The sequence below is a fragment of the Halocynthiibacter namhaensis genome (genome assembly GCF_000812685.1).
Lineage (GTDB): Bacteria > Pseudomonadota > Alphaproteobacteria > Rhodobacterales > Rhodobacteraceae > Halocynthiibacter > Halocynthiibacter namhaensis.
Genome location: NZ_JWIF01000001.1, coordinates 17,655 through 28,230, shown reverse-complemented (window position 1 = coordinate 28,230; position 10,576 = coordinate 17,655). Strand labels below are relative to the sequence as shown.

General features: G+C 53.0%; 10 protein-coding genes, 2 pseudogenes and 1 riboswitch. Of the genes and pseudogenes, 10 read left to right on the top strand and 2 right to left on the bottom strand.

The annotated features are described in order from the left end of the window. Positions 1–46: 46 nt before the first annotated feature. The 6 genes and pseudogenes from fabA to aroA all read left to right on the top strand — a co-directional run. Positions 47–316: pseudogene (fabA, locus tag RJ38_RS00150) on the top strand (bifunctional 3-hydroxydecanoyl-ACP dehydratase/trans-2-decenoyl-ACP isomerase); the annotation flags it as partial. A 146-nt stretch (positions 317–462) separates the two neighbouring features. Further along, positions 463–512, top strand: a riboswitch (SAM-SAH riboswitch). A gap of 7 nt (positions 513–519) precedes the next feature. Continuing rightward, positions 520–1,701, top strand: coding sequence for a methionine adenosyltransferase (gene metK, locus RJ38_RS00145; RefSeq protein WP_039016889.1), 1,182 nt, complete (start codon positions 520–522; stop codon positions 1,699–1,701). 99 nt (positions 1,702–1,800) lie between these two features. Further along, positions 1,801–2,532 carry a tRNA (guanine(46)-N(7))-methyltransferase TrmB gene (gene trmB / locus RJ38_RS00140; protein WP_052245087.1) on the top strand — a complete coding sequence of 244 codons (732 nt, stop codon included), beginning with the start codon at positions 1,801–1,803 and terminating at the stop codon, positions 2,530–2,532. Between the two features lie 250 nt (positions 2,533–2,782). Further along, a complete protein-coding gene (locus tag RJ38_RS00135; RefSeq protein WP_039016887.1) occupies positions 2,783–3,910 on the top strand; it encodes an RNA ligase RtcB family protein in 1,128 nt (375 codons plus the stop codon). Then, the gene (gene prfH / locus RJ38_RS00130) at positions 3,907–4,530 is read left to right on the top strand and encodes a peptide chain release factor H (RefSeq protein ID WP_039016886.1); all 624 of its coding nucleotides are present in this window, start codon (positions 3,907–3,909) and stop codon (positions 4,528–4,530) included. The genes RJ38_RS00135 and prfH overlap by 4 nt, the downstream gene beginning before the upstream one ends. A gap of 91 nt (positions 4,531–4,621) precedes the next feature. After that, positions 4,622–5,971 carry a 3-phosphoshikimate 1-carboxyvinyltransferase gene (gene aroA, locus RJ38_RS00125; protein ID WP_039016885.1) on the top strand — a complete coding sequence of 450 codons (1,350 nt, stop codon included), beginning with the start codon at positions 4,622–4,624 and terminating at the stop codon, positions 5,969–5,971. Here aroA and RJ38_RS18690 read toward each other — a convergent pair. Then, positions 5,968–6,141 carry a hypothetical protein gene (locus tag RJ38_RS18690; protein ID WP_156121669.1) on the bottom strand — a complete coding sequence of 58 codons (174 nt, stop codon included), beginning with the start codon at positions 6,139–6,141 and terminating at the stop codon, positions 5,968–5,970. The two genes, aroA and RJ38_RS18690, sit on opposite strands and share 4 nt — an antisense overlap. 211 nt (positions 6,142–6,352) lie before the next feature. Here RJ38_RS18690 and RJ38_RS00120 point away from each other — a divergent pair, with 211 nt between their 5' ends. Both RJ38_RS00120 and RJ38_RS00115 read left to right on the top strand, forming a co-directional pair. After that, positions 6,353–6,952, top strand: a complete 600-nt coding sequence (locus RJ38_RS00120; RefSeq protein WP_039016884.1) for a hypothetical protein — start codon at positions 6,353–6,355, stop codon at positions 6,950–6,952. 43 nt (positions 6,953–6,995) lie between these two features. Continuing rightward, positions 6,996–7,607, top strand: a complete 612-nt coding sequence (locus RJ38_RS00115; RefSeq protein ID WP_039016883.1) for a (d)CMP kinase — start codon at positions 6,996–6,998, stop codon at positions 7,605–7,607. A 1-nt stretch (position 7,608) separates the two neighbouring features. Here the strand turns inward: RJ38_RS00115 and RJ38_RS00110 are convergent, their stop codons facing one another. Further along, a complete protein-coding gene (locus RJ38_RS00110) occupies positions 7,609–8,025 on the bottom strand; it encodes a GNAT family N-acetyltransferase (protein ID WP_052245086.1) in 417 nt (138 codons plus the stop codon). Positions 8,026–8,342: 317 nt separating this feature from the next. On the opposite strand from RJ38_RS00110, the pseudogene rpsA reads away from it, so the two are divergent. Together rpsA and ihfB are read left to right on the top strand one after the other, a co-directional pair. Then, positions 8,343–10,003: pseudogene (gene rpsA, locus RJ38_RS00105) on the top strand (30S ribosomal protein S1). A gap of 290 nt (positions 10,004–10,293) precedes the next feature. Continuing rightward, a complete protein-coding gene (gene ihfB, locus RJ38_RS00100) occupies positions 10,294–10,575 on the top strand; it encodes an integration host factor subunit beta (RefSeq protein WP_039016882.1) in 282 nt (93 codons plus the stop codon). Position 10,576 lies beyond the last annotated feature (1 nt).

Sequence of the window (10,576 nt, the reverse complement as noted above, 5' to 3'; positions counted from 1 at the left end):
CTGTTAAATGGACGTAACCAACAGGAAATACAAAGGACCGGCATCAATGGCCCAATACCCGAGCAGCTTTGACAAAGAAGACCTTCTGAAATGTTCCCGTGGCGAACTATTTGGCCCCGGCAACGCCCAGCTGCCCGCGCCCCCCATGCTGATGATGGACCGTATCACCGAGATTTCCGGTGATCGTGGCGCGCATGGCAAAGGTCATATTGTTGCTGAGTTCGACATCACCCCGGACCTGTGGTTCTTTGATTGCCACTTCCCAGGAAACCCGATCATGCCTGGCTGTCTTGGCCTTGATGGTCTGTGGCAGCTGAAACCGTCGATACCCTGTACCGACAAACCGGTGACTGGCCCATTATCGCGATTTTGTGGCTTTTGGGGTGCGCGTTAACACTATCTAGACACCAGTCAGGTAAAGGCGATTGACGCAAACCTATTGCAAGAATAGGGCCTGTCCATCGACCGCCACAACGGCTTCCTGAAGTGGTGGATTTATTTGTACTGGAGCAACATCAAATGAGTCGTGATAACTATACTTTTACTTCGGAATCCGTTTCCGAAGGGCATCCTGACAAGGTCTGTGACCAAATTTCAGATGCCATCTTAGACGCTTTTCTTTCAGAAGAACCCGAAGCACGGGTTGCCTGCGAAACCTTCGCCACAACAAACCGTGTTGTGATCGGTGGTGAAGTTGGCCTGTCCGATCAGGCAAAACTTAAAGACTACATGGAAAAAACCGATGGCATCGTGCGCGATTGCATCAAAGGCATCGGTTACGAGCAGGATAAATTCCATTGGAACACCGTTGAGGTGACCAATCTGCTGCATGAACAGTCCGCGCATATTGCGCAGGGTGTGGATGCCAGCGCTGGAAAAGACGAAGGCGCTGGCGATCAGGGCATCATGTTTGGCTATGCGGTGAATGAAACCGACGCTTTGATGCCCGCGCCGATTCAATATACGCACGCGATCCTGCGTCGTTTGGCAGAGGTGCGTAAAGACGGCACGGAACCTGCGCTGGGTCCTGATGCGAAAAGCCAGCTTTCGGTGGTTTATCAGGGCGGAAAACCTGTTGGTGTTTCTTCTATCGTTCTGTCCACACAGCACCTTGATGAAACGCTGTCATCTGCTGATGTGCGTGCAATTGTTGAACCTTACATCCGTGAAACTCTGCCTGAAGGCTGGGTGACTGCGGCAACTGAATGGCACGTCAACCCAACCGGTAAATTCGTCATTGGCGGCCCAGATGGGGATGCTGGTTTGACCGGTCGAAAGATCATCGTGGATACATATGGCGGTGCTGCCCCTCACGGTGGCGGCGCGTTTTCTGGCAAAGATCCAACAAAAGTTGACCGTTCCGCAGCTTATGCATCGCGCTATCTGGCGAAGAACATTGTCGCGGCGGGCATGGCAGAACGTTGCACATTGCAGCTGTCTTATGCGATTGGCGTTGCGAAGCCTCTGTCGATTTATGCCGATACACATGGCACAGGCCAAGTGCATGAAAGCGAGATCGAGAAAGCTGTTGCAGCCTGTATGGATCTGACGCCGCAAGGCATTCGCACCCATCTTGGCCTGAACAAGCCAATCTATCAACGCACAGCGGCTTACGGTCATTTCGGCCGCACGCCTACGGATGACGGTGGATTCTCATGGGAGCGCACCGATCTTGTTGAGGCGCTGAAAAAAGCTGTTTAAGCCTTTGCACGCCGGGTGCATTGCACTTTGAATGCTGAAAGTTTAGGGAAGGCGGGCAATTTGCCTGCCTTTTCTCTTTTTTGAATACCGGAGTTCGCCATGTCTGACCAAAATGCAACTGAGGGTAAACACCAGTCCGGCGCACCTTGGCGCAATTTCTATGGCCGCCTGAAGGGCAAAACTTTGCGCAAAAGCCAAGAAGGCTATCTTGAAGAAGACTTGGCAGAATTGACTATCAAAAATGTGACTTGGGAAGAAAACCCCGAGCGCACAGAGTTGGATGTGAAGGCATTGTTCGGCGGCAAGCCGGTGTGGCTTGAAGTCGGGTTTGGTGGCGGGGAACACATGGTGCATCAGGCAGCTTTAAACCCTGAGGTTGGCATCATTGGGTGCGAGCCGTACATCAACGGTGTGGCAATGTTGCTTGGGAAAATCCGTACGGCCAATGTCGACAATGTTGCGATCCACCCCGGTGATGCACGCGACATGATGGATGTGTTGCCAGAGGCGTCGGTCGATAAAGCATTCTTGCTGTACCCTGATCCTTGGCCGAAAAAACGTCACCACCGGCGTCGTTTCGTGACGCAGGAACATCTTGTGCCATTGGCGAAAACTATGAAGCCGGGCGCGATTTTTCGCGTGGCCACGGATATTGAGGATTACGTGCGCCAAACCATGGAAGAAGTTCCAAAGGCTGGGTTCGAATGGATGGCAGAAGGCCCTGAGGATTGGCGCAATTCTTGGGATGATTGGATTTCCACCCGCTATGAACAAAAAGCCATCCGCGAAGATCGCATCCCCCATTACATGACGTTTCGCCGCCTCGGCTGATCGAACTGTTACCGCTAAACCACATGCTGGCCCTGCAGAGATTGCGGGGCTATGCAGCGATCATCGCGATTGCTAAAAGACGGATACACCGCCCATTGGGCTATTCCACCCCAACATTGAAGGAGCACGACATGACTGATTTCACATTCGCCCTTCAGGGGATCTGCAAAGTTTAAGGCTGTATCAGCCCGGGACTTTGACTTGGGGGCTGGCGACAGCGTCCGGACATATCAAAATATTGGAATATACCATGGGCAATTTTGCCTCGGGTCGTGTGTTGTCTGCTGAAAGTGACAGCGCCGCGGCCCATTTATACTATACGAAAAATGCATGGATCGACGGCCGTGCTGAAGACCAATTGCGCGAAGTCGCGCGGTTGGATGGCGTACGAAAAATAGCGGCCTTCCCGGATTTGCACCCTGGAAAATATGGGCCCGTTGGATGTGCTGTTCTGTCGGACAAGCTGCACCCACAATTGGTCGGCAGTGACATCGGCTGTGGCATGTCGCTGTTCGCTTTGGATCTGCCCGCGCGAAAACTGAAGCTGGAAAAAGCCGAACGCCGCTTGCGTGCTTTGGCGTTGCCCTATGGCGGCGGCGCGTCAGAGCGGTTGAAACAGGAAGATTTGCCCGCAGATTTATTTGCAGGCGCGCTGGGTTCAATCGGCGGCGGTAATCATTTTTGCGAAGTGCAGCGCATTGTGGCCGGGGGGTCTGACGGATTTCTGAAAGATCAGATTTGTTTGCTGGTTCATTCTGGATCACGTGGGTTAGGGCATGCTTTGTTGCAGGGTTTTCTAGCTCAGGGACGGGTGTGTTTTAACCCTGATTCAACGGAAGGGAAGTCTTGGCTGGCCGCCCATAATCAGGCAGTGCGTTGGGCCAGATTGAACCGTCAAATTTTTGCGGAACGTGCGGCTGAGGCCTTGAGGTGTGATCTGCATTTGCTGAGCGATTGCCCGCATAATCTTGTGACGCAAGAATTTGGGGCGTGGCTGCATCGCAAAGGGGCTGCGCGGTTGCAGCCCTTGGTGCCATTGGCGGGAAGTCGGGCCAGCGCTGGATATGTGTTGCGCCCAATGGATCATCCCGCGAATGCTTTGAACTCATGTGCGCATGGGGCAGGGCGCAAATATGATCGTGCGTCAATGCATGGGCGCATTGCGGCCAAGAAATCAGTGCTTGATGACATGCGTCGCCCAACGGCCCAATCGCGGGTGATCTGTGATGATAAATCTATGCTGATTGAGGAGGCACCTTTGGCCTATAAATCTGCAACTCATGTTGCACAGGATCTCGCTGATTTTGGGATTGCTGAAACCGTCGCAAAAGTGATGCCGTTGATCACATTCAAAAACGCAAAGGAGGGTGCGCGATGAGTGTTTCAATTACGCTTTTGGTCACCAGTGGAAATGGTCCCGAAGAATGTTGCCAAGCAGTGGCACATGTCCTGGCGCGCATGAAGGACGAAGCCGTTCGTTCAGATGTGGACCTTGATGTCAGCGCAACAGCATCCAAACATGGGGTGCAATCGGCATTGGTTGTGGTGCATGGGCCACTGGCCTCGCGCATTGCTGATGCCTGGTGTGGAACCGTTCAGTGGATATGCAAAAGTGATCTGCGGACAAGGCATAAGCGTCAGAACTGGTTTGTGGGTGTTTCACGCTTGCCTGATGTTATGTCCTTTGCTGATACCGGCGGTGCGCTTCGTTTTGAAACATTTCGTGCCGGTGGCCCAGGTGGCCAGCATCAGAACACAACTGACAGTGCCGTGCGCGCCACTTGTGAAACTACGGGTGTGTCCGTTGTGGTGCGGGATGGGCGATCGCAGCATCGCAATAAGGCGCTTGCGATTGAACGGATTAATGCTTTGAAGGCATTGCAACAAAAACACGAGCTTGCGCTGCGTGCCCGAAATGCCAACCAAAGTCACAACCAGTTGGAACGTGGAAATGCCAAGCGTGTGTTTCGGGGGAGGAACTTTGTCGAAACCAGTTAAATGATGAAACTTGGGGCGTGAATGCTGTGACGGATTTACGCCCCGCTTTGCTTGCGCTATCAGTTGGCTACACAGACTGAAGGAAGCGCAAATGTCCGGCCATGGCACCCCAATCCCAATGACTTCTCGTAAATGCGGCCCGCTGCAAGGCGAGGCGGCGGTTCCCGGCGATAAATCCATTTCGCACCGGGCGCTGATCTTTGGCGCGATGGCGATTGGCGAGACCCGCGTGACAGGGCTTTTGGAAGGCGAAGATGTGCTGGACACGGCCAAAGCCATGCGTGCTTTTGGTGCGACGGTCACCCAACATGGACCTGGTGAATGGTCCGTGAATGGTGTGGGTGTCGGCGGTTTTGCAGAACCTGATAACGTGATTGACTGCGGGAATTCTGGCACGGGTGTGCGTTTGATCATGGGGGCAATGGCCACCCAAGCGATCACCGCGACATTTACCGGGGACGCAAGTTTGAACAAACGCCCAATGGGACGCGTGACCGATCCGGTTGCTTTGTTCGGCGCGCAATCTTTCGGGCGTGAAGGTGGCCGTTTGCCCATGACTATTGTGGGCGCACGTGAACCTGTGCCTGTGGAATACACCGTGCCTATGCCCTCCGCGCAGGTGAAATCGGCGGTTTTGCTTGCGGGTTTGAATGCACCCGGCCAAACCGTGGTAATTGAAAAAGAAGCCACGCGTGACCACACGGAACGCATGCTGGAAGGTTTTGGGGCCGAGATTTCCGTTGAGGAAACAGAGGCAGGCCGTCGTATTACCTTGACCGGTCAGCCAGAATTGAAACCACAAGTGATTTCAGTCCCGCGTGATCCATCTTCCGCGGCGTTTCCGACCTGCGCTGCGACAATCGTGCCCGGATCAGAAGTGTTCGTTCCAGGTGTGTCGCAGAACCTGACACGCAACGGGATCTACACGACGCTTGTTGAAATGGGCGCAGATATTACCTTTGAGAATGAGCGCCTTGAAGGCGGTGAACCCGTTGCAGATCTGCGGGTGCGTTACGCCCAAACCCATGGTGTTGAGGTCCCGCCAGCGCGGGCGGCGTCCATGATTGATGAATACCCGGTGTTGTCCGTTGTGGCGGCATTGTCCACCGGAAAAACCGTGATGCGCGGCGTGAAAGAGCTGCGCGTAAAGGAATGCGACCGCATTGATGCCATGGCGCGTGGTTTGCGGGCGTGTGGTGTGACGGTTGAGGAAGACGAAGACACCATGATCGTGCACGGCATGGGTGCCGGCGGCGTGCCAGGTGGTGCAACTTGTGAAAGCTTCCTAGATCACCGCATTGCGATGTCTTTCATGGTGTTGGGGATGGCGGCACAGAACCCTGTGTCAGTGGATGACGGTACACCTATTGCGACGTCATTCCCTGTGTTTGAGCCGTTGATGGAAAGCCTGGGCGCGCAGATTTCGCGCAGCGCGACTTAACCCACAAAGAAGCAACTGGCGGCGATGAGGGACCAAATCCCCAACGTCGCCCAATACCCCCAGGGGTTTTCGGCGCGTGATATTGGGGCCCATAGATATGTGTGGCCCGCGAAGAGATCCCAGGTTACCCAAATAACCAGCGCAATGCCGACGAAAAACCAAATGGTCATGATTGTGTCCTTTCTGTTCAGGCACATATGGCGGCTTTGGCGAGAAAATCGAGTACATCCATGGCTTTTCGCAAGATCCGTCATGTGAACAGCAAGATATGTCGGATGGTTTGCGTCGGTCTTTGTTTGCGGGCACGCGCCGCAAAATTTCTGAAACGCATTAACTTTGCCTGAAGTATTTTCCCCTTTAATCGGAAGTCAGGAGGGCGCAATGCGGTTTACAATGTTGTTCGCAAGTTTGTTTGCGGTGACCTCATTCATATATGGGGCGATGATTTTTTGGACGTTACCAGCTATTTCCGCTGGCGCAGGCGGGTTGGCACCGCTTGATACACGCGCTTTTGGTTATTCTTATGATGAGGTGCATGCATTTTTGAATGCACTGACGCCACATGCGCGCGGGATATACCTTGGGCCTCAACGTGTTTTGGATATGATTTTTCCCGGTGCGATGGCGCTGACCTTGTGTTTGGTCTTCAACCGTTTGCATGCAAAGACCGGAACAAGTTCGAGCGCCGCTGCGTTGATTGGAGTTGGGCTTGCTTTGGGGGGTGCCACGGCTGACTACTTTGAAAATATGGCTGTCGCCCGGTTGTTGCTGACACCTGGGCCGCCATCTGTTGTCTTGGTCGATCAAGCCAATCAGTGGACGGTAATTAAAGTTGTATCATCCTGGCTTGCGCTGTTGCTGTTGTTGGGGCTTGGTGTTCTGTATTTGATCAGTCGGAAGTATAAGCAATCATCAGAACCTGGTTTGAGAAAAATCAGCGAGACGCGGCCAGAAGCTAAAGTAAATTCTACGGATATTTGACAGTCCTTGTACAAGGCGCTACGCCCGTATGACGGAGACAAATATGACACTTACAGTAGCAGTTGATGGCCCCGCTGCATCGGGCAAGGGCACGATTTCCAAAGCGGTCGCCGCGCATTTTGGGTTCGCACATCTCGATACAGGTCTGTTGTATCGTGCTGTGGGGGCTCAGATGTTGTTGGGCAAAGATCCTTTGATCGTCGCTCAGACGTTGCAAGCCGAAGATATTGATCCGGGAGCCTTGCGAAATTCCGAAGTTGCCCAAGCTGCATCTAAGGTTGCTGCAATTCCAGAAGTGCGCGCGGCTTTGCTGGATTTCCAACGGGCTTTCGCGAGACGTGCCGGGGGCGCGGTGTTGGACGGGCGAGACATTGGAACTGTGATCTGCCCCGAGGCAGACGTAAAACTTTATGTCACAGCATCTGACGAAGTGCGGGCGGAACGGCGGTTTCTCGAGTTGGCGAACAAGGGCCAAGATGTTACGCGCGATGGGGTCTTGGACGATTTGCGCGCGCGGGACAAGCGCGATAGCGAGCGGGCGTCGGCACCTTTGAAGCCTGCGGAAGATGCCACCATTATCGACACTTCAGACCTAAGTATTGATGACGCGGTGGCACGTGTGGTGTCGCAAATTGAAATGGCGCAGTCCGACTGACTTAAGCGTGTGCGGGCTGACGGGCTGAGCGTTCCATCTGTTGATAGGAGCGCTCGTTTTTCGTGAAGGCCTCTCCGACGGGGATCATCCCCAGCTTTTCATAAAAGCCCATCGCCGAGACGCGAGCGTCGCACCAGAAACGTTGGTTTGGGCCGATGCGTTCCAGCATGGTTTGGATCACCGCGCGCCCGTGCCCTTTCCCTTGTTGTGAGGGAAGAGTTGCAAGCTTACGCAATTGGACGCCACCATTGTCGTCATGGAACAGTGACCCAACACAAACCAGATGAACTCCGTCATATACGCCAAAATGTACTGCAGTGTGATCACCCGGGACTTCTGCATGTGAGAGCGGATGCCCCGGCCATAAAACGGCTTGGCGTACCGGCAGGGCGGTTTGAATAGTGATTTCTCGAATCATATTTATTCTTTCGTGTGGTCGCGAGATTAACCGCCGCGGTGACGGTATGCGCAAGGGGAATTGGCCTTATTTCACAGCGGTGAGAGGCTTGTGTTTCATGTGGATTGGGGGTATAGAACGCGGGTCAATAAGGCGTTTAAGCCATAAAAACAAAAATGACGGGCAGGGTCGGCATATACCGGCCCTCTTTATTTGTGTTTGGTCTGTTTGTTTCAGGCTGCCTGTTGACCAACTGAAACCTAGACCGGCGGAGACAACCGCGCGGCCAGAAAAACGATTGAAAAGGACTCTGAGACCACATGGCTCAAAATATCTCAATGGAAGAATTCGAAGCACTCCTGCAGGAAAGCTTCGAAATTGACACGCCTGAAGAAGGTTCTGTTGTCAAAGGCAAGGTTATCGCAATCGAAGCGGGCCAAGCTATCATCGACGTAGGCTACAAAATGGAAGGCCGCGTTGACCTTAAAGAATTCGCAGACCCAGGTGAAGAAGCTGAAATCGCTGTTGGCGACACTGTAGAAGTGTTCCTGCGCGCAGCTGAAAACGCGCGTGGCGAAGCTGTCATTTCTCGTGAAATGGCGCGTCGTGAAGAAGCATGGGATCGCCTCGAGAAAGCATATGCTGACGAAGAACGCGTTGACGGTGCTATCTTTGGTCGCGTTAAAGGCGGCTTCACTGTTGACCTCGGCGGCGCAGTTGCGTTCCTGCCAGGTTCACAAGTTGACGTACGTCCAGTACGCGACGCAGGCCCACTGATGGGTCTGAAGCAGCCGTTCCAAGTTCTGAAAATGGACCGTCGTCGTGGCAACATCGTTGTTTCTCGTCGTGCTATCCTTGAAGAATCACGTGCGGAACAGCGCGCTGAAGTTATCGGCAACCTCACTGAAGGTCAGGCTGTTGACGGTGTTGTTAAGAACATCACTGAATACGGTGCATTCGTTGACCTCGGCGGCGTTGACGGCTTGCTGCACGTTACCGACATGGCTTGGCGTCGTGTGAACCACCCATCCGAGATCCTCACAATCGGTGAGACCATCAAGGTTCAGGTGATCAAGATCAACAAAGAAACTCATCGTATCTCTCTCGGCATGAAGCAGCTGCAAGACGATCCATGGGATGCTGTTGCTGCGAAATACCCACTGGATTCTGTCCACAAGGGTCGCGTCACCAACATCACTGATTACGGTGCATTTGTTGAACTCGAAGCTGGTGTTGAAGGCCTCGTACACGTTTCTGAAATGTCTTGGACTAAGAAGAACGTACACCCAGGCAAAATCGTGTCTACGTCTCAAGAAGTCGAAGTCATGGTTCTGGAAATCGATGGTTCCAAACGTCGCGTATCCCTTGGTCTGAAACAGACTATGCGCAACCCATGGGAAGTGTTCGCTGAGAACAACCCAGTTGGCAAAGAAGTTGAAGGTGAAGTTAAGAACATCACTGAATTCGGTCTGTTCATCGGTCTTGAGAACGAAATCGACGGCATGGTTCACCTGTCAGATCTGACATGGGAAGGCCGTGGCGAAGATGTGATCGGCGATTACCACAAAGGCGAAATGGTTCAGGCCGTTGTCACCGAAGTGGATGTTGAAAAAGAACGCATCTCTCTCTCCGTGAAAGCATTGGGCGGCGATCCATTCGCTGAAGTTGCTGATGGCGTTAAGCGCGGTTCTATCATCACAGTTGAAGTGACTGCGATTGAAGAAGGCGGCGTGGAAGTTGACTATGAAGGCATGAAATCCTTCATCCGTCGTTCCACCTGTCCCGTGACCGTGCTGAGCAACGTCCAGAGCGCTTCGGCGTTGGCGACAAGCTTGACGTGCGTGTGACCAATGTTGACGCGAAGACACGTCGCTTGGGTCTGTCCATCAAAGCACGTGAGATTGCTGAAGAGAAAGAAGCAGTCGAACAGTACGGTTCTTCTGACTCTGGCGCGTCCTTGGGTGATATCCTTGGTGCAGCTCTGAAAACTGACGAATAAACGTCGTTTCTGACTGAGAAATTAAGGGCCCTGCCAATTAGGCGGGGCCCTTTTGTTTTGCGAATCGCCTTTGCAAATTGCCGCGCCTTGGGATGCTAGGGGGCGTGATGTGTGATATTCCCCGTGAAATTGGCGCAAATAGCTGCTTTTTTGTATGGGTAAGTGGTTTTCGAGGCCTTAGTTGTTGCGATTTTCATTCGCAGCCGCGAATATGCAATTAAGTCACGAGATGATGACTAAAAAAGAGCGCAACTTAAACAAGCGCTGAAGCCAGCAGGGGAATGTAAGGAATGATCCGTTCGGAACTTGTTCAAGCAATAGCAGACGAAAATCCACATCTCTATCAACGAGATGTTGAACGTATTGTGAATACGGTATTTGATGAAATCACAGAAGCCATGGCGCGCGGCGACCGGGTCGAGCTTCGCGGTTTCGGAGCGTTTTCGGTGAAAAAACGTGAGGCCCGTACAGGCCGCAACCCACGTACAGGTGAATCTGTTGAGGTTGCTGCGAAATACGTACCGTTTTTCAAAACAGGAAAATTGTTACGGGATCGCTTAAACGGAAAGTAAG

What these genes read in the sequence shown, in the direction of transcription:
- metK (WP_039016889.1), top strand. Translation starts at nt 520, where the DNA reads ATGAGTCGTGATAACTATACTTTTACTTCGGAATCCGTTTCCGAAGGG.
- trmB (WP_052245087.1), top strand. Translation starts at nt 1,801, where the DNA reads ATGTCTGACCAAAATGCAACTGAGGGTAAACACCAGTCCGGCGCACCT.
- RJ38_RS00135 (WP_039016887.1), top strand. Translation starts at nt 2,783, where the DNA reads ATGGGCAATTTTGCCTCGGGTCGTGTGTTGTCTGCTGAAAGTGACAGC.
- prfH (WP_039016886.1), top strand. Translation starts at nt 3,907, where the DNA reads ATGAGTGTTTCAATTACGCTTTTGGTCACCAGTGGAAATGGTCCCGAA.
- aroA (WP_039016885.1), top strand. Translation starts at nt 4,622, where the DNA reads ATGTCCGGCCATGGCACCCCAATCCCAATGACTTCTCGTAAATGCGGC.
- RJ38_RS18690 (WP_156121669.1), bottom strand. Translation starts at nt 6,141, where the DNA reads ATGACCATTTGGTTTTTCGTCGGCATTGCGCTGGTTATTTGGGTAACC.
- RJ38_RS00120 (WP_039016884.1), top strand. Translation starts at nt 6,353, where the DNA reads ATGCGGTTTACAATGTTGTTCGCAAGTTTGTTTGCGGTGACCTCATTC.
- RJ38_RS00115 (WP_039016883.1), top strand. Translation starts at nt 6,996, where the DNA reads ATGACACTTACAGTAGCAGTTGATGGCCCCGCTGCATCGGGCAAGGGC.
- RJ38_RS00110 (WP_052245086.1), bottom strand. Translation starts at nt 8,025, where the DNA reads ATGATTCGAGAAATCACTATTCAAACCGCCCTGCCGGTACGCCAAGCC.
- ihfB (WP_039016882.1), top strand. Translation starts at nt 10,294, where the DNA reads ATGATCCGTTCGGAACTTGTTCAAGCAATAGCAGACGAAAATCCACAT.